Genomic DNA, 19,139 nt, shown 5'->3' on the forward strand with positions numbered 1-19,139 from the left:
AGCTTTGAGGAGTATTCTTTGAGTAAGCGGCGTGTTGTTGTTACTGGCATGGGTATGGTTACTCCTGTTGGTCTGAATGTAGAACAAACCTGGCACAATATTTTAGAAGGTAAAAGTGGTGTAAGTCTGGTTGAAGGCTTTGACACAACAGATTACCCGACTAAAATTTGGGCTAAGGTTAAAAATTTCAACATTGAAGAGCACGTTCCGCTTAAAGATGCTCGAAAAATGGATATGTTTACACAATATGGAGTCGTGGCTGCCGAAGAAGCGTTGGCTAATTCAGGACTGGTAATTAATGAATCACTTTCCTGTCGTGCGGGTGTAGCGGTAGGTGCGGGCATTGGTGGCATTGAGACCATTACCAATAATCAGGACAAACTGGTTGCTGGAGGCCCGCGAAAAGTATCGCCATTTTTTATTCCTGCTGGAATTATTAATATGGTAGCTGGACAAATTTCGATTAAACACCAGTTAAAAGGTCCTAATATTTCTGTAGTTACTGCTTGCACAACCGGTACTCATAATATTGGTTTGGCAGGACGAATGATTGCATACGGTGATGCCGATGTAATGGTTTGTGGAGGGGCAGAAATGACATTGACTCCTTTGTGTCTTGCCGGTTTTTCTGCTGTACGATCCTTATCAAAGCGCAACGATGCTCCTGAAAAAGCATCAAGACCCTGGGATAAAGATCGGGACGGTTTTGTTATGGGTGAGGGTGCAGGTATTCTGGTATTGGAAGACTATGAACATGCCAAAGCCCGTGGAGCAAAAATTTACGCAGAGTTGGTTGGATTTGGTATGTCAGGTGATGCTTATCATATCACAGCTCCGGACGAAGATGCTGATGGAGCGTCACGCGCCATGATGGCTGCCATTAATGATGCTGGTCTTACTCCTGATGCAGTGGATTACATCAATGCACACGGCACGTCTACTTACCTTAATGATATGAATGAAACAAAAGCAGTGAAGCGTATTTTCAAAGAACATGCTTATAAGCTGGCAATTAGCTCGACTAAATCCATGACAGGCCACTTATTGGGAGCCGCGGGTGCTGTTGAAGCTATTTTTAGCATTCTCGCAATCAGAGATCAGATAGCGCCGCCTACTATTAATCTCGACAATCCCGATGAAGGCTGTGATTTGAATTATGTAGCACATAAACCCCAGCAACGCCAAATTGATTATGTGTTAAGTAATTCACTGGGTTTCGGGGGTACTAATGGAAGTTTATTGTTTAAGCGTGTTTAAATGCAGAGGCAATGGATTAAGCTTTTTTTACTCAGTTGTCTGATAGCCGTTTCAGGGTTGTTTTTAGTAATTGGTTATAAGATTTACGATACCTTAACCAGACCGATGCTAGCCCAGACCAGTGCACCTGTTATAATTGTCGTTGATAAAAATACTTCAGCGTCTGTTTTCGTCCATAGGTTGAAAAAAAAGCAATTGATTCGCTCCAGTCGTTTATTACTTACTATTATCAGACTGGAAGGGATAGCCAATCGTCTAAAAGCCGGTATTTATCAAATTGTACCAGGTCAATCAGTTGCTGAGTTTCTTGATCAGGTGGTAAAAGGGAAAGTACTGGTAGAGTCTTTTCGTATTATCGAAGGGACTACTCTAAACCAGATAGTAGCCGATCTGAAACAGGCTCCTTTTTTAAAATATAACGCTACCGATTGGCAATTTATTACAGACAAATATCCAAACCCGGAAGGGTTATTATTAGCGGATACTTATAATTATAATGGAGGTAGCGATGCTAAACCTCTATTACAGCTTGCTCATCAAAAATTGGAACAGTTTCTCAATTATAGCTGGCAAAATAGAAATCCCGATTTACCCTATAAATCCTCTTATGAATTGCTTGTTGCAGCTTCCATTTTGGAAAAAGAAACCTCTTTAAATGAAGAAAAAAGAATAATTGCCGGGGTAATTATTAACCGTATTAAAAAAAATATGCCTCTACAAATGGACCCAACGGTTATTTATGCCCTTGGACCAAGTTATACAGGCAAATTAACTCACGAAAATATGAGTGTGGATTCCCCTTATAATACTTATCGCTATCGTGGTTTACCTCCAACGCCTATTGCTATGGTTGGAAAAGCAGCTATTGAAGCTGCTGCACATCCTTTAACAACAAATTATCTTTATTTTGTTGCTAAAGGAGATGGTTCTCATCATTTTTCTGCCACTTATGAGGAACAAAGAGAAGCGATTACACGTTATCAAAAGGAGGGACTATGACAGTCAGGCGAGGACGCTTTATTGTTGTGGAAGGTCTTGAAGGGGCGGGTAAATCGACAGCAATACAAACCATTAAACAGTATCTCAGTGAATATACTCCCGAAGTTATAATAACACGCGAACCAGGCGGCACACGTGTTGGGGAAGTTATTCGTACTTTGATCAAGGATAATATTGCAGAAGAAAGCCTTGATTACCGTGCTGAATTATTATTACTCTATGCAGCCAGAATTCAGTTGGTTGAGCGAATTATTCGCCCTGCTCTGGATAGAGGTTGTTGGGTAATAGCGGATCGATTTGAATTATCTACTTTTGCTTATCAGGGCGGAGGCAGGCATCTGGATAAAAAAATACTTGCTGATTTATCACAATTTTGTTTACAGGATTTTAAACCGGATTTGATTCTTTTTTTAGATTTGAATCCAGAACAAGGGCTTCAGCGAGTACAAATAAGAGGTAAAAAAGATAGAATTGAACAAGAGTCTCTGGTTTTTTTCAAAGAAGTCTATGATAGTTATCATCAGTTGATTCGAACCATGGATAATGTAGTTTGTATTGATGCCAGCGAATCACTTCAAACGGTACAGAGATCGCTACTAATGGCACTGAAAGCGTTTCTTTCTAATCATCTACTTACCTGATATTATGAAATCAAAACCCGCTTATCATTTATTATGGGAACGATTTCAAACGGTTATGGCAATGAATCGTTTACCCCATGCTTTGTTGCTAACAGGGCCTTTTGCTGAGGATTTGCTCAATTTTTCTTACAAAATAGCGGAAGAATTATTTTGTCCCCAAGAGAAGATGGCTTGTGGACAGTGCAAATCCTGTCGATTAGTGCAAAAGAAAGAGCATCCTGATATCTACCTCATTGAGCCTGAGCAATCAGGCAGTATCATCAAAATCGATCAAATCCGTGATTTACATTTTATTGCTTTTACCTCTCCTCAATTGGCTAAAAGACGTATCATAATTATTCACCCTGCAGAAAAAATGAATGTTGCGGCTGCTAATGCTTTACTAAAGCTTCTTGAGGAGCCGCCTGTCAATGTCCTTTTTCTTTTACTTGCGGAGCAAATAAGTACTTTACCTGCAACAATTATCAGTCGTTGCCAACAGTGGCGCTTTCCAGGCGGAGACAGATTACAGGCGGATTATTTAACAACAGCAGAAGGGTATCCTGCCGAAAGTAGTAAAAAGATATTTTTTAATCACCTTTTTGAAATAGTACAGGATTTGATGGCTCTTAAAACCAATGAATTATCGGTCTGTCGTCTGGCTCAAAAATGGTCTGCGTATGATCTTGGTAATTTATTATGGCTTCTTTATTTGCTCACTTCTCAAATGATAGCTTATTGGTTAAGTGGTCGTCATTATGAAAAAGAATGGACAGAACAAGTCTATCGCTTGACCCGGCATTTTCAGCCAGTTAGCTTATTTAATCAGCTTGATCAGATCAATACAATAAATAAAAGAGTACAACAGAATATTAGTTTAAATCAGACATTGGTGTTGGAAAATTTGTTGCTTGGATATAAACTCGCTCCTAACTAATAATGGTTTCGAGTTTATAATACTCCTGTTATTTCACCAACCAGGTTTAATTCACCTTAGAACCTGCCCCATTTCATGCTAAAATGAGATTAAATTACTTTAATATTTTTCTATCATGCTTGTAGATTCTCATTGTCACCTTCAATCCATTGATTTGACCCATTTTGATAACAATATGAGCAATGTAATCGCTCAAGCGAGGGAGAATGATGTGCAGCATCTTCTTTCTGTTTGTGTTGAACTGGATGATTATCCAACCCTTCGCCAGCTTGCTGAAACGTATCCTTCAATCAGTATTTCTGTGGGTTTGCATCCAAATAGTGAAATTACGAAGGAACCTGATGTTTCCACGCTTATTGACTTGGCTAAACATCCAGCCTGTATTGCGATAGGTGAAACCGGGCTTGATTACTATCGTACAGAAACTGCAAAGATACAGGAACATCAGAGGGAACGTTTTCGTGCTCATATTCAGGCGGCTCTGGGGTCAGCAAAACCCTTAATTATTCATACTCGACAAGCTGCTGAAGATACGTTGTTATTAATGAAGGAGGAAAAAGCCTATGATATAGGTGGTGTAATGCATTGTTTTGCCGAAGATTGGGATATAGCACGACGTGCTTTAGATATGAATTTTTATATCTCTCTTTCTGGTATTGTTACGTTTAAAAATGCGGTTGCTCTACAGGAAGTTGCTAAAAAAATACCTGAAGATCGCCTTTTAATTGAAACAGACTCCCCTTATCTTGCCCCTGTACCTTATCGCGGTAAGCAAAATCATCCTGCTCTTGTTAAATATGTTGCAAAAGGCTTAAGTGAGTTGCGTCAAGTCAGTTTTGAGGAAATTGCTGAACAGACAACCACTAATTTTTATCGTTGTTTTAAAATAACAAAGCATTCTAACTCTTGCTAATCTTTGTATTTATTTCTTAAGCGTTTGAACCAATCAAGCAGATTTGTCCAGAAAGCGCTTATTAACAGAATTAATGTAAAAAGAATAACGGCAATAACCATTTTAATAATGTCAAAATTAAGAGCATCGGGAGCAGCAAACCAGCCAGCAATGCTACCTGCGAGAGCGAGTAATATTCTTATAATCCATCCCATAGATACCTCTCTTAATTTCAACATTTCGCATCCAACGTATCCAAAAACCGGTTTAAATTATTGGAAGCGACATTCAACAAAAATAAAAAATATTTCTTTTTTTAATTATTCAGCTTACTATGATTAAGGCTGAGTTTAATAAAAGGATTATTATGAATAAAGCTATACTTCTATTTGGCCTACTCATGGCTAATTTAACATGGGCAAACGTTAATGCAAATTGGTTTGAAGCAAAGCCCTTTTTTATATTTGCTTTCCAGGACGCTCATCCTACTACAGGTAGTGACAGTGGTACCACTAGCTATCCTACAGGTGGTCTTGATACGGTACCCACACAGGATACAGGAACGGAAACCAAAGCAAAAAGTGCCCATACACCAATACCCGATATGGTTAATCCACCACCTGCTAATCAACCGCCAGTAGACAAGAATCAACCATAATTAAATTAGAAGTGAGTTATCGTAAGTATAAACTTGTACCTGATCTCCCTGTCTCCATATAATTCATTGTTTTTAGTTTTTTCTTTTTCTAACCTTAGTCCTAAGGTGATTAAGGGTTAAAAATTTCGTTCTTTTGTTAAGGAGAGCGTATGTTTTCATGCCGTAGGATTTCAAACTCTTTCAAGAAACGATATGAAAATTGGATAAAAAAGAAATTATTTGTATAATAAAAATCTTTTGGATAATAAATTATATTATCCAGAGTTCAAGACTAAACTGTGCCGGCAGATATATACTGGAACGGAATCGTCTAAAAATTTTGGAGTAAAGGTTTTATGCAGGTTGAAAAGTTGTTTAAGGCGATTCAAAATAATAACTTAAAAGAAGTAAAAAAATGCCTGGAAGAGGGTATTCACGTTGATTCGAGAGATGAAAAGCAATGTACTCCTCTTATAATTGCCATATCATGTAACAACATTGAAATTGCGAAATTCTTAATATTAAATGGCGCTGATATTGAAGCAGTTAACAAAGCAGGTGATGATTCGTTGACTGTTGCTCATAAAATCAATACAGATTTTCCTGCTCCAAGCGCATTAATGGAACTACTTATCGAAACCCTTGCAATTAAACATAAATTTATTGAAAAATCGAATTGCATTTCAGCCTCCGATCTTATTAACAGGCTCATTACAACTCTATTATATGAAGCTAATCGCCATGATTGGATGCAAATACCATGCTCCACAATCAGACAATACATTGAAATGTTAGACCAGCAATTTCTCTATAAAGGTAAAAATTATTATGAGCGTTTTATTGAGGAAAGGGAGACGGAGAAAAATACTTTTTTTGGTTCCTATTTATCAGATGACTCAGATTCGGATGACGAACGTAATTTTTCCAAGCTTAATAATATAGAAAAAGATAAAATTATAAAAAAAACAAATAAATATTTGAAATATGCTCAGGTAGAGAAATTAACTTATCAAAAAAAATATAAAGAAAATAAGAAAGGAGAGCTAAAAGATTTTAAGAGCGCATCTGCTTTATTTGAATTGGGGAAAAGGACAGAAATACATTACGGGAAGAAAATAAATCAAGATAAAATTAAAAAGGATTTAAATGAACTTAATAGCTTGTTGAGCACAAAAACAATAATGCAGGCTATTGATGATCTGAATAAAAAGGACGCTGAATATACAAAATTTTATGTAGCGGAATACCGTGGGATTACTTACTTAACAACAAAATGGAACCAACCAAGCCGAAAAGCTCATCGACAAGATGAAAAAGAACTGGGAAAACCACAGTATAGCGCATCGGTTATGGCATCTAATAAAATTAATTTTTTTAGAAGCTATACCCAATCTATACTTACTCTGGAACAAGAATCTGCCAAGGTTACTGATAAAGCCGAATTATTAAAGCAAATATTATTAACTTTACGCGAGCTAAAATCATATAGTTATAATGGTTATACTTATTCTAATCTTGCGGATTTGCTTCAAAATATTTACACGCAAGATTATGATGGCTTCCACCAATTAATTAAAACACACCCTGTTTTAAAACACATTCTACTAAATGATTCGAATCCTTTTGTTTCCATGGGAGATATTCCCTATCATTCAGCAAAATATGCCTATGGTATCAAGCCGTACAAAGGGCATGAGAGTTTTCGATTACGACCACGGTGGAAGGACAATGGTCGAGCAGAAAGACCTTATTCGGGAGTTATTTATGCTTCTTTACATCCGCTTACCGATTATAAGCAAGATGGGCCGCTCCATTTGGTTTCTCTTAACCGTGCAGGAGAAATTAAATTGAAAGATGAGCTTGAAATTATTCCTGAACGTGAGTCGTGTTTCCCATCTTATTTGCCAGAACAACGAGTATTTTATAAACATATTGCAAAATACCCATCGTTTAAAGAGGAATACAAAACGAGTTTTCTTCATAAATATGGTTTATCAAAAGAGCTTTATAATAAATTTAAAAGTAAATTAAAAAATGCCAGGCCACATACATCAGAGATGAAACAGTTCAAAAAATTATTAGGGGAATGGCTATGTTCTTATCATGAAGTTAAATTAATTGACATCGCGCGAAAGGAAGCAGAAAAGAGAGGCGGTGTTCTTATTTATCGTGATATTAATGGTCTTTTCTCATTGACACCTCCTGTTGATTCTGTTAATCGAAATGCATTGTCAATAACAAATGAGATAAAAACCCCTGTAAAAGGAAAGCAAAAATTACGTACAGCACTTTCACCGCAAACTGAGCAAGACATTAAGGTAATATCAGACGAAAACAGTGTTGATCAAATTATTGATAAATTAGGTTGGCTTAGCGTTAATAATCTGGTAATAGAGCCAGCCATTTTTACAGAAGGGAATAACGCACTAAGTATGCCCTTTAGTCTTTTAGTCAGCGCAATAAGAAATCGGCATCATCTAGCCCTGAGGCATTATCTGACAAGTGATATTTTTCGCAAAGAAATTAACAACACATTAAATACTTATCGGTTGGATAATGCAAGCTTACTGCATTTCGCCATATTATGTAATGATAAAGAAAGTGTCAGGATTTTACTTGAATGTTCCAACATAAATGTCAATTTGCCAGTAGATGAATCAGTGAATAATACATTGCCATTGTATTACGAATCATTGACTCCCCTACACCTTGCCCTCATCGATGGTAAAGAGGAAATCATACTTTTATTACTTGAAAATCAAGAAACCAAATTAGATAGAACTTGTTCTTTTGTAGTGAATAAGGATTTACTTGATACTATGACTTTTGATAATAACATGAATTATGGCGAGAATAATTGTGAAATTAAATTAAATCCGGGTGACGATGGTTATGATGACCTCTATTTAGGGTCACATAAAGGGATTGACATTACCAGAACAAAAAATAATACAATCTTGCATTTGGCAGCAGAGCAAGATAATCCTCATGTAGTGGAGTTGTTAATAAAGAATGCTAATCAATTAATCAATAGTAAAAACTCTGACGGCGATCGTCCCCTGGATTTAATGCTGGCAAATAAAAAATATCTATTAGCTGCTAAACTGATTCGCGCAGGAGCTTATTCTGAAAAGAATATATCATCTGATTTTATCAATTTTTCAAAGAAAAAAAATGATTTTAATAATGAGGAAAGGTCCTCTTACTCGCCTTAATACTGATGAGCTGGCTAAGAAAATCGTTACTCAAGGACCGCTTCTTCTAACAAGTTCTACAAAAAGGAAATTTGCATATTCCGTGAATGCTTATGATTTTTGAAACTGTTAATTCTTACAAATTTGCTTTTTAAATAAAGCCCACCTAATCTTAACCTAGGGTGGTATTTAGATCATTCAAGGAGACTGTCATGTCGCATGATAAGAAACGCGAAAAATTCAAGGATGAATCACAAGATGCACGTCGCCATGATGAACATAATGTGGTGCATCCAGAGGATAAATCAGGCAAAAATTCACATTATCGGAATGATAAAAAGAAATAAGTGAACAAAAAATCTGGGTTAGATAATCAACAAGATGACGTGATTGGATGAACACGCTTGTTTTTTAAGGCAAGTATTTGTTGTTTAAAATTACCTACTACATTTCAAAACTAACTGTATTAGTTGGGGGATAACGTATCTAATTTTGAATGAACAATGCAACTAAACCTCTAAAACAAGCTAATCGTAAATATATTAAGTTCTTTTAAGCTTTAAAACATTTCCAGGCGTACAACATCATATGCTGGTTCTTCATAAGGATGTTTGGATTTTAATTCCTGAACTGCCGCAAAAATGCAATGAGCTGCGCATATCATTTCTACTTTATATTCGTTAATGTATGTTAAAACATTACGTTCACCAATTGCAGGATTTGCTCCTGCAAGCGGTTTAAACTGCCCTTGTCCCATGCATTGCCAACAGGTCTGCTCATAGTTGCCTTGTCTGCCTGCTCCCACTGTAAATAAAGCTTGCTTGACAATTTCCAGATGGCTTTCGGGGACATAAAAACTTAATTTATAGTGTGTTAATTTTTCCATTTAATATTACACCCCAGGCTTGGTTTTTGTTCAATAGTAAGAGGCCGGCCAGATAATACACAATCTAAAGCTTCTCGTATTGAATGACCTGTGACCTCTATCTGATTGCCTGGACGAGAGTCGTCTAGCTGTCCGCGATATACCAGGCTAAGATTCTCATCAAACACGTAGAAATCAGGAGTACAGGCTGCCTGATAGGCCTTGGCTACTTCTTGAGTTTGATCATAAAGATAGGGAAAAGGATACGCTTCAAGAAGGGCAGTTTTTTTCATGTTATCAGGCGAATCATCAGGATATTTTTCTACATCATTGGAATTGATAGCTAAAAAATACACGCCTTTGCTCATGTAGTTAAGAGCTAATCGAGTAAGTTCCTTATTAACGTGTTTCACATAAGGGCAGTGATTGCAGATAAACATAATGACTGTAGCTTTTGCTTGTGTGGAACTATTAAGGCCCAGGTTTTTTCCACTGACAACATCAGGTAAAGAAAATTGAGGGGCGTGAGTCCCGAGTGGTAGCATGGTAGAAGGGGTCTTGGCCATAAAATCTCCTTGTTACAGATAATAATTGTTTCAAATAAAGCCTATTCCAAGAAAATTGGCCTTATTTAAAAGTAACCACGTGTTCTCTGGGTCAGAATGGAAAATTTAATTTCAATATTGCCATGATAGCAAATAATGTATTAAGAATAGCCCATAGTAAAACAATTAATTGTTTTTTATAAACACAATATGCGGCATAAATAGCAATAGAAATACTGCCAAAGAAAAATATCCATTGGTTTTCATAAGAAAAGCCGATGGAAAGAAAAGCGATTCCTCCTATGCCAATCAAAAGAAATAAATTATTTAACTGACCACTTAAAAAGTAAAACAATAATAATTGAATAGTTAAAAGCACAGGTAAAGCTAATTGAAGAACGGGACCTATTCCCAAAAGGATTGCTCCATGGCCGGAAATCAAAATGATTTCAAGAGCAATAAAGTAGATGAGTTGAAAATAGAGGGCAGTAAACAACAGCAGAGATGAACCAATAACATAGTAAATTTGAGCGGGATTTTGTGTTAGCCCGAAAAGTAATATAAAAGAGCCAACAATCCCGCTGAGAATAAATAGCTTATTCAGATTTTTGTTATTTACCAACGCAAGTAAATTCCTTTGCTTGTAGCCTCATTAATCACCTGTGACTGAGTTTTATTTGTTGCTACCCAGTAGTTGCCCATATTACTTAATGCAAATTTGGCACGTGGATATTTACATACTTCTAAAACATCACGACAATCTATTTTTGTTAATCCTTCACTTTCATTAATAAAGCATTGAAAATGTAAATTTTCAACATCAGAAGCAAAAGCGGCCCAATTAGAGGGGTCCAATCTGGCAGTCAGTGGAGGACTCATAAACACATCACGTGTTTCATAACGTTGTAATTCAACTTGATTATTACTTCGATTTTGTACCAGATAAAAGGACTGGGCGCCATTATCATTTAGAATCAGATAATTTTGATCAAAGCCAAAACCTGTTACCTCACAACCATGTGGAAAACTATTGGTAGCGGCCATGCTACAGAAAGAGAGAGTAATCATAAACAGTGACGCAGTTGCCCTGTAGAAAGACATAAAGATCCCCACAAATAACTTAAGACGCACTATTTTAATGATAACCCCGGTAAAAGGGAACTGGAAGCACAAATTTTACTGGCTAATTCCTGTTTCTTCTCTATGTGCAGCAATTTTTGACCGGAGCATAGGAGAATAAGTTCGATATATACTAAGGCTCAGGTACATGACTACGTAACCCATTGATAAACTTAACCATAGGGAATCGGTATTAGGATAACTCCATAGCACCAAGGCAGAGCTGATTCCATAAGTTAATGAAAAACTATGCATAATTATTTTTAGCGATTTGGATTCAGTAAGATAATCAAGGCGAGAAGGATAGACATACTTGATAGGAACAAAAATCAAAATACATAAAACAGACAGAATTAACATGTTAGTAGTCATCGATGTATTAAATATAAACATATAAAAAACGGCGATGTTCCAATAACAGGGAAACCCTTTGAAAAAATGATCGGCAGTTTTAGCATCAGCCTGGCAAAATTGATAGGAAGAAGTAATAATGATCGCTACAATGACAGGTAGCAGACCATTGGGAGGTAACATGTCTTGTTTTGCAAAAAGAAAAAAGCAAGGCGTAATAACGTAGTTTAGATAATCAACAATATTGTCCAACAAAGCGCCATCTATATTAGGCAGGACGCTTTTTACCCGCACAAGTCTTGCAAGAGTACCATCTACCGCATCGATAACAACTGCTATAGCCATAAACCAAAGCGCCTGGATATAGTCATGTTGATAAATTTTAATGAGAGTCAGAATCCCAAAACACGCAGCGCTCGCTGTAAACGCATGCACTGCCCAGGCAATGAGATAGTGGGCAGGGTGGTAAGCCAGCATTTTTTTTGTCATAGAATTCCTAATTTGCTCATAAACAAGAAAATGATAAATTAGTAAAATAGTAACAACAATCAAAACTCTTACGCAAGAATGGCAAGCGAGAATTCATTGATTATTGTTTTTATTAAATTTAACTGTATATTTTTAATGTTTTTTGGCTCTTTTATGGTAATGCTTGCTTCCCAATTTGATTAGGCTAAACTGAGAAAAATAGATATCACGAGCAGCACAATGATTATCCATACCATAAATCCAGTAACCGAAGCCGTTATAAAGGACTATACGATATTCAATAAAAATCAAATAGCAGCTCTTATTGATGCAGGGAATTTAACGTTTAACGTATGGAAAAAAACAGATTTTTCACAGCGTAAACGACTGATATTAAATTTAGCAACGTTACTTAAACAGAAAAAAGATGATTTTGCCTTGTTAATGGCAACTGAAATGGGGAAACCAGTAAAATCCGGACGTATGGAAATTGAAAAATGTATTTGGATTTGTGATCATTACGCGGAGCATGCCGAGAGTTACTTACAGCCAAGAATCATTCATACCGAGATGAAAAAAACAATGGTTTGTTATCAACCATTGGGACTCATATTTGCTATTATGCCGTGGAATTTTCCTTTTTGGCAGGTATTTCGTTTTGCGATACCCACGCTTATGGCTGGAAACGCTGCCATTTTAAAACATGCATCCAGTTCAACTGGCACAGGTAACGTTATTGCGGATTTATTTCTTGAAGCAGGCTTTCCTGAGCATTTGTTCCAGCATTTTATTCTGGATAATGATTTGGCAGCCTGGGTCATTGCCAATGAGAAAATTGCGGCAATTACTCTAACAGGGAGTGAGCAGGCAGGCTCTATTGTTGCCGCTAAAGCAGCCAGTTATTTAAAAAAAGCCGTTCTTGAACTGGGAGGTAATGATCCTTACCTGGTACTCGAAGATGCTGATCTGGATCTTGCGGCGGAATGTATTGTGACTTCACGACTTAATAATTGCGGACAGGTTTGTATTGCTGCAAAGCGTATTATTGTGTTGAAATCCGTGCATGATGAATTAATCAGAAAAATAAAAACGCTGATGGCGGACTACAAAATGGGCGACCCATGTGAGGAACATACTAATCTGGGGCCGATGGCTCGCGGTGATTTACGAAAAACGCTTCATCAACAGGTATTAACCAGTATAAAGCGGGGTGCTCAATTAATTACCGGCGGTGAAATACCAAAACGACAGGGTTTTTATTATCCTCCTACCTTACTCACCGAGGTGCATCCAGGCATGCCAGCGTTTGATGAGGAACTATTTGGACCGGTAATTGCTGTTATTTCAGCGGAAGATGAAGCGCAAGCAATTCAATTGGCAAATCAAAGCAATTATGGGTTGGGGGCCGCTGTTTTTACTCGTGATTTGGACCGAGGAGAGCGAATTGCTCGTGATGAACTTGAAGCAGGGGCTTGTTTTGTAAATGCTTTGGTGGCTTCTGACCCCCGAGTTCCTTTTGGGGGCATAAAACGCTCGGGTTTTGGCCGGGAATTGTCTCGAGAAGGAATTCTGGAATTTGTAAATGTCAAAACGGTAGCGATCAATGACAGTAGTAACGGCTGACAAGCAATTTATTTTCATTAATACAAATCGGCAAATAATGCATTGTTTTGATCATGATAAAGCGTATCGATCTTATAAAATATCAACAGGGAAAAATGGTTTGGGTGAACAGCAGGGGAGCGAATGTACGCCCCGAGGCTGGCATCGCATCTACTCGTGCATAGGTCTGGATGCTGCAATAAATAGCGTATTTGTTGCTCGTCAATGGACAGGAGAAATTTATTCTCCTGAATTGGCGATACAGTACCCGGGGCGTGATTGGATTTTAACACGTGTGCTCCAATTGGAGGGGCTGGAAGAAGGTCGTAACAAAGGAGGAAGCGTTGACAGTTTACAGCGATATATTTATATCCATGGTACTCCTGATACCGTTGAATTAGGTAAACCGGGTTCCAAAGGCTGTATTCGTATGCATAATGCAGAGTTGATTGAATTAGCCGATTGGGTCATGCCAGGGACTCAAGTTTGTATTGAGTAAATTTTATTTTGTTTGACTCTATACACTCATCTTGTAAAATTCTTGTCTAAAATAGATGTTAAGTTAATCCAAACTGACCTTATTTATGCAATACTGCAGATAAATATACAATTGACGGTGTAAGTTGCTGCGTAACAGGTATATAATGCGCGGCAATTTATTTTCCATGCCTAATGAGGTGATTGAATGTCATATAAATTTGAAGCGGGCAAAGATTTAATTATTGATACTATTATTGAGAAATTACAGCAGAAAATGGGCGGTGAGCAAGCCCGACTCTGCTCAGAGTTTGTTCGTCAATTTTATAGTACGGTGGCATTGGAGGATTTGCATGAATGGGATATCGACGATCTCTACGGCGCTACAATCAATTTTTGGTCGCTGATCCAGCATCGTGCCCCGAAAGAAACAAAAATTCGTATCTATAATCCTGATTTTGAAAGGCATGGGTGGCAAACAACGCACACGGTAGTTGAAGTTATTACGGATGATATGCCGTTTTTAGTCGATTCTCTGCGAATGGTAATTAACCGACTGGGAATAGTTTCTCACTTGATAATGCATATGGGAAATTTACGGGTAAAACGAAATAACGAAAATGAAATAACCGATGTTTTGTCACGTAATGATCAAATCAGTGATAAAGAAGTCATCGTTGAAGCGGCAATTTTTATCGAAATCGATCGACAGACTGATACCTCTGTTTTAGAAGAATTACATCGCAATTTCGAGCGTGTCCTTGATGATACTCGTGCAGTTGTTGAGGACTGGATGCCAATGCGGGAGAAAATAAAAGCGGCAATTACAGAGCTTGAGGCATCGTCTTCCGTTCCTGATCCGAATGAAGCAGCAGAAACTATTGCTTTCTTAAACTGGATTGAAGACCATCATTTCACTTTTCTGGGCATGCGCGATTATGAATTAATTCAAAAAGGGCAAGAAACCATATTGCAACCTTTACCTGAAACAGGACTTGGCGTACTTCGTCCCAGTATAAGCAAATCAAGCGCCCGCAGTATTTCAGCAATGACACCTGAAGCAAGAGAGCTTACTTTATCGACCCGTGCGTTGGTTATGTCAAAGACCAACACAGAAGCCACCGTCCATCGCCGTGCTTACACTGATTATATTGGAATAAAGCGTTTTAATAAAAAAGGGCAGGTTATTGGTGAACTTCGCATTATTGGTTTATATACCTCCGCAGCTTACAATACTAATCCCAAACATATTCCTTTTTTACGCCATAAAGTCGCTCAGATCATGCATAATGCGAATTTAAATCCTCGTGGTCATGCGGGCAAGATTTTGTTAAACATCCTGGAGACATTGCCCCGTGATGATTTAATTCAAGCCTCAGAAGATGAATTGCTTGAAATCGGTATGGGTATTTATTACATGCAGGAGCGTCGACGAATACGTATGTTTGCTCGGACAGATGTTTATCGTCGTTTTGTTTCCTGTCTTGTTTATGTTCCCAAAGAGCGTTTTAATACTGAATTAAGACTGGCTATGGAAGATATTTTGAAGGAAAGCTTCCATTCTCAGGAAATTAATTTTTCTACCTGGTTTTCTGAATCAGTGTTGGCTCGTATTCATTTTATTATACGTACCGATCCTCATGATGATACCCAATGGGATTTTAAAGCCATTGAACAAAAACTGATTGAAGTTGGACGTAGCTGGACGGATGATTTGCAACATTTCCTGTTCGAGACATTTGGAGAGGAAAGTGCAAACCGTCTCTATTCTCGCTATAAGAGAGCGTTCCCTATCGCGTATTCAGCTAATTTCTCACCAAGGACAGCTGTTTATGACATTAAGCATATAGAAGCGTTATCTGAAGAAACCCCTTTGGTTATGAATTTTTATAAACCAATGGAAGAAGCGCCGGAGAATTTTCGTCTTAAAGTGTACCAACATCATAATACAATTCCTTTGTCGGAGGTTCTGCCCATTATTGAACGCCTGGGTATGAAAGCAATCAGCGAAAGACCTTATGTATTAAAGTTTGATGGTGAAAATGTCACCTGGATTAACGATTTTGCACTTCAATATACGCGTGCAGATTATTTTGAAATCGATGAAATAAAAGATCTGTTCCAAAATGCTTTTGCCAGTGTCTGGTTCGGAGAAGCAGAAAATGACGGTTTTAATCATTTAATTCTGGCTGCCGGACTGGATTGGCGTCAAGTGGCTATTATTCGGACTTATGCTAAATATTTTAAACAAATTCGCTTTACTTTTAGTCAGGAATACATTGAAACTGCATTAAGTAATAATCCAGCTATTGCTAAAAATTTGATTCGACTATTTGAAACGCGCTTTAATCCAGCTTTCCCTGCCACAGAAAATAGAGACGAAGTTTACAAGGAGATAGTAGATGAGATTCTTGCAGCACTTGATGATGTAGCTAATCTTGATGAAGATAAAATTATCCGGCAATACGTCCAGGTGATTTCATCTACTTTACGAACCAACTATTACCAGGTCGATGAACAGGGAAATTACAAAAGTTATATTTCAATCAAGCTGAACAGCAGAGAAGTTCAGGGGATGCCTAAACCTTATCCTTTATATGAAATATTTCTTTATTCACCTCAGGTCGAGGGAGTTCATCTTCGCTATGGCGCGGTTGCTCGCGGCGGTTTACGTTGGTCTGATCGGAAAGAGGATTTTAGAACCGAAGTGCTTGGCTTGATGAAGGCTCAACAGGTTAAAAATGCCGTGATTGTACCAAGCGGAGCCAAGGGTGGTTTTGTACCCAAGCGTTTGCCCCTTAACGGCACCCGTGAAGAAGTTATGGCTGAGGGCATTCGATGTTATCAGTTGTTTATTCGCAGTTTACTGGATATTACCGATAATTACAAAGAAGGCGCTGTCGTCAAGCCTGCTCATGTTGTTTGTTATGATGAAGATGATCCTTACCTGGTAGTTGCTGCTGATAAAGGAACTGCTACTTTTTCTGATATTGCCAATGCTATTTCTTTAGAATATGACTTCTGGCTTGGTGATGCGTTTGCATCAGGCGGATCGGTAGGTTATGACCATAAAAAAATGGGTATCACCGCCCGGGGTGCATGGGAATCTGTAAAACGTCATTTCTATGAAATGGGTCGCGATCCACAAACGAGCGATTTTACCGTTGTAGGAATTGGTGACATGGCTGGTGATGTATTTGGTAATGGGATGTTGCTCTCCAGACATATAAAACTGCTGGGTGCTTTTAACCATATCCACATTTTTATTGATCCTGATCCTGATTCCGAGATTAGTTTCAAGGAAAGGGAAAGACTCTTTAATCTACCCCGCTCCAGTTGGACTGATTATGATAAAAAACTTATTTCCAAAGGAGGGGGCATATTTAATCGAAACGCCAAATACATTCCTGTCACTAAAGAAATGAGGGAAGTGTTTGGCATTAAACAAAATACGGTGGAACCTAATGAATTAATTCGCATTCTCCTTAAAGCAGAAGTGGATTTATTGTGGAGTGCGGGGATTGGAACTTTTGTCAAGGCACGACATGAAACTCATGCTGACGTAGGAGATAGAACTAACGATGCTATTCGAATTAACGGAGAGCAACTCCGTTGTAAAGTAGTTGGTGAGGGAGGGAATCTTGGCCTGACTCAATTGGCACGAATTGAGTATTCGATAAATGGCGGCCTTATTTATACTGACTTTATTGATAACTCGGCTGGCGTAAACTGTTCTGATAAAGAAGTCAATATCAAAATTTTGCTTAATGGCATCGTTGCTGCGGGTGATCTTACCGAAAAACAGCGAAATGAATTATTAGGTGAAATGACTGATGAAGTTGCAGCACTGGTGCTACGTGACAATTTTGCTCAACCGCGCGCAATCAGTGTTGCTTCAGCACAGGCAGGACGATTAATAGATATTCATGCTCGATATATTAATGAGCTGGAGCGCAAGGGTAAATTGGATAGAAATCTGGAGTTTTTACCTGACGAAAAGATGCTTATAGAACGTAAGCTGGTAGGTAAAGGTTTAACTCGTCCAAGTTGCGCTGTTTTATTGTGCTATAGTAAAACCATTTTGAAAGAACAAATTCTTGATTCTAATGTACCAGAAGATCCCTTCTTTTTAGAAATTTTGGCGAGTTCTTTCCCCAAGCCTTTGCAAAAGCGTTTTAGTAAACAAATGGAAAACCATCCCTTAAAACGGGAAATTATTGCAACAAGGCTCAGTAATATTATTATTAACGAGATGGGTTTTACCTTTGTATATCGTCAGCAGGATGAAACGGGAGCACCTGTTTCAGCAATTGTGCGTGCTTATATGATTGCCCGATCAGTTCTTAATCTGGAAACTATCTGGAAAGAAATTGACGCATTAGGTACTACAATCACTGCGGAAAAGCAGATTGAACTCACTATGCTTTATTTGCGTTTATTAAGACGAGTGACTCGCTGGTTTCTGCGTAACCAACGGACTAGTCTCGATATTAGCGCCGCAGTAAAGCTTTATACTCCTACTATGAATGAATTGAAAAAAGCATTACCGCAAGTGTTTGGCGAAGCAAACCGTAAGCATTATGAAGATAATTTCAATGAATATATAGAATTAGGGATTCCAACTGGTTTGGCTCATGAATTAACACTTACTCGTTCTTTGTTTTCGGCGATGGATATTATTGAAGCTGCAAGGCATTTGCATATTGATGTCGCAAAAGTAGCAGAAGCTTATTTTGGTATCGATGAATTTTTGGACTTGTCCTGGATTCGCTCGCAAATTATTGTCCATCCGACTGAAAATCATTGGGAGTCGTTATCCAGAGAAGCTTTACGTGACGATCTGGATTGGCAACAACGTTTGCTGACCGTAGGTATTATACGTTTTGACGAAAAGCAAAAAGATTTCATAAAAAGCTTTAATGCCTGGTCGGAAACCCATAAAGCCTTAATAGAGCGATGGCATCAGATTTTATCGGATCTACGTGCCAGCACTACGTTGAATTATACTATGTTTTTCGTAGCGATTAGAGAATTGCTGGACTTAACGCAGGTAACGGTACAGCGCTCAATAAAAGAACCAGTAAGTTAAAGTTAATAGTAATAGAGCTGGCTTGTGTGAATCCAGCTCTATTTATTTGAGTTCATAGAAATTTAAATACAGAAGTTGTATTGAAAG

17 protein-coding genes are annotated in these 19,139 nt (G+C 37.9%); 11 read left to right on the forward strand and 6 right to left on the reverse strand.

The window, feature by feature from the left end; translation table 11 throughout:
* The first annotated feature begins 18 nt into the window (after positions 1–18).
* From fabF to T345_RS0101900, 5 genes are all read left to right on the forward strand, one after another.
* Positions 19–1,257 carry a beta-ketoacyl-ACP synthase II gene (gene fabF / locus T345_RS0101880; protein WP_028387849.1) on the forward strand — a complete coding sequence of 413 codons (1,239 nt, stop codon included), beginning with the start codon at positions 19–21 and terminating at the stop codon, positions 1,255–1,257.
* Positions 1,258–2,256 (forward strand): endolytic transglycosylase MltG, encoded by a 999-nt coding sequence (gene mltG, locus T345_RS0101885; protein WP_028387850.1) that lies wholly within the window; start codon positions 1,258–1,260, stop codon positions 2,254–2,256.
* Positions 2,253–2,897 (forward strand): dTMP kinase, encoded by a 645-nt coding sequence (gene tmk / locus T345_RS0101890; protein WP_028387851.1) that lies wholly within the window; start codon positions 2,253–2,255, stop codon positions 2,895–2,897. The genes mltG and tmk overlap by 4 nt, the downstream gene beginning before the upstream one ends.
* 4 nt (positions 2,898–2,901) lie before the next feature.
* On the forward strand, positions 2,902–3,813 hold the full coding sequence (locus T345_RS14475; RefSeq protein WP_051555084.1) for a DNA polymerase III subunit delta' C-terminal domain-containing protein: 912 nt from the start codon (positions 2,902–2,904) through the stop codon (positions 3,811–3,813).
* 115 nt (positions 3,814–3,928) lie between these two features.
* Positions 3,929–4,726 (forward strand): TatD family hydrolase, encoded by a 798-nt coding sequence (locus tag T345_RS0101900; protein ID WP_028387852.1) that lies wholly within the window; start codon positions 3,929–3,931, stop codon positions 4,724–4,726.
* Here the strand turns inward: T345_RS0101900 and T345_RS0101905 are convergent.
* Positions 4,723–4,944 (reverse strand): hypothetical protein, encoded by a 222-nt coding sequence (locus T345_RS0101905; protein WP_242604558.1) that lies wholly within the window; start codon positions 4,942–4,944, stop codon positions 4,723–4,725. The two genes, T345_RS0101900 and T345_RS0101905, sit on opposite strands and share 4 nt — an antisense overlap.
* A gap of 128 nt (positions 4,945–5,072) precedes the next feature.
* On the opposite strand from T345_RS0101905, the gene T345_RS0101910 reads away from it, so the two are divergent.
* The 3 genes from T345_RS0101910 (at position 5,073) to T345_RS15505 (ending at position 8,883) form a co-directional block, all read left to right on the forward strand.
* Complete coding sequence (locus T345_RS0101910) at positions 5,073–5,363, forward strand: hypothetical protein (RefSeq protein ID WP_028387854.1); 291 nt, start codon at positions 5,073–5,075, stop codon at positions 5,361–5,363.
* 335 nt (positions 5,364–5,698) lie between these two features.
* On the forward strand, positions 5,699–8,557 hold the full coding sequence (locus T345_RS0101915) for an ankyrin repeat domain-containing protein (RefSeq protein WP_028387855.1): 2,859 nt from the start codon (positions 5,699–5,701) through the stop codon (positions 8,555–8,557).
* Positions 8,558–8,748: 191 nt separating this feature from the next.
* Positions 8,749–8,883, forward strand: coding sequence for a hypothetical protein (locus T345_RS15505; RefSeq protein WP_278044083.1), 135 nt, complete (start codon positions 8,749–8,751; stop codon positions 8,881–8,883).
* 212 nt (positions 8,884–9,095) lie between these two features.
* On the opposite strand, the gene T345_RS0101925 is transcribed toward T345_RS15505, so the two are convergent.
* The 5 genes from T345_RS0101925 to pcsA all read right to left on the reverse strand — a co-directional run bounded on the left by T345_RS0101925 (position 9,096) and on the right by pcsA (position 11,905).
* The gene (locus tag T345_RS0101925) at positions 9,096–9,422 is read right to left on the reverse strand and encodes a YqfO family protein (protein WP_028387856.1); all 327 of its coding nucleotides are present in this window, start codon (positions 9,420–9,422) and stop codon (positions 9,096–9,098) included.
* Positions 9,410–9,967, reverse strand: a complete 558-nt coding sequence (locus T345_RS0101930) for a thioredoxin family protein (protein ID WP_028387857.1) — start codon at positions 9,965–9,967, stop codon at positions 9,410–9,412. The genes T345_RS0101925 and T345_RS0101930 overlap by 13 nt, the downstream gene beginning before the upstream one ends.
* Before the next feature lie 91 nt (positions 9,968–10,058).
* A complete protein-coding gene (locus T345_RS0101935; protein WP_242604557.1) occupies positions 10,059–10,568 on the reverse strand; it encodes a hypothetical protein in 510 nt (169 codons plus the stop codon).
* A complete protein-coding gene (locus T345_RS0101940; protein WP_028387859.1) occupies positions 10,562–11,047 on the reverse strand; it encodes a hypothetical protein in 486 nt (161 codons plus the stop codon). Before T345_RS0101940 ends, T345_RS0101935 begins: the two co-directional genes overlap by 7 nt.
* A gap of 75 nt (positions 11,048–11,122) precedes the next feature.
* On the reverse strand, positions 11,123–11,905 hold the full coding sequence (pcsA, locus tag T345_RS0101945) for a phosphatidylcholine synthase (protein ID WP_035917965.1): 783 nt from the start codon (positions 11,903–11,905) through the stop codon (positions 11,123–11,125).
* 219 nt (positions 11,906–12,124) lie between these two features.
* Here pcsA and T345_RS0101955 point away from each other — a divergent pair, with 219 nt between their 5' ends.
* From T345_RS0101955 to T345_RS0101965, 3 genes are all read left to right on the forward strand, one after another.
* Positions 12,125–13,507 (forward strand): NAD-dependent succinate-semialdehyde dehydrogenase, encoded by a 1,383-nt coding sequence (locus T345_RS0101955; protein ID WP_028387861.1) that lies wholly within the window; start codon positions 12,125–12,127, stop codon positions 13,505–13,507.
* Positions 13,488–13,985 (forward strand): L,D-transpeptidase, encoded by a 498-nt coding sequence (locus T345_RS0101960; protein ID WP_035917968.1) that lies wholly within the window; start codon positions 13,488–13,490, stop codon positions 13,983–13,985. The genes T345_RS0101955 and T345_RS0101960 overlap by 20 nt, the downstream gene beginning before the upstream one ends.
* Before the next feature lie 186 nt (positions 13,986–14,171).
* Positions 14,172–19,052, forward strand: coding sequence for an NAD-glutamate dehydrogenase (locus tag T345_RS0101965; protein ID WP_028387863.1), 4,881 nt, complete (start codon positions 14,172–14,174; stop codon positions 19,050–19,052).
* Positions 19,053–19,139 lie beyond the last annotated feature (87 nt).

It is taken from the genome of Legionella fairfieldensis ATCC 49588 (assembly GCF_000621525.1).
Lineage (GTDB): Bacteria > Pseudomonadota > Gammaproteobacteria > Legionellales > Legionellaceae > Tatlockia > Tatlockia fairfieldensis.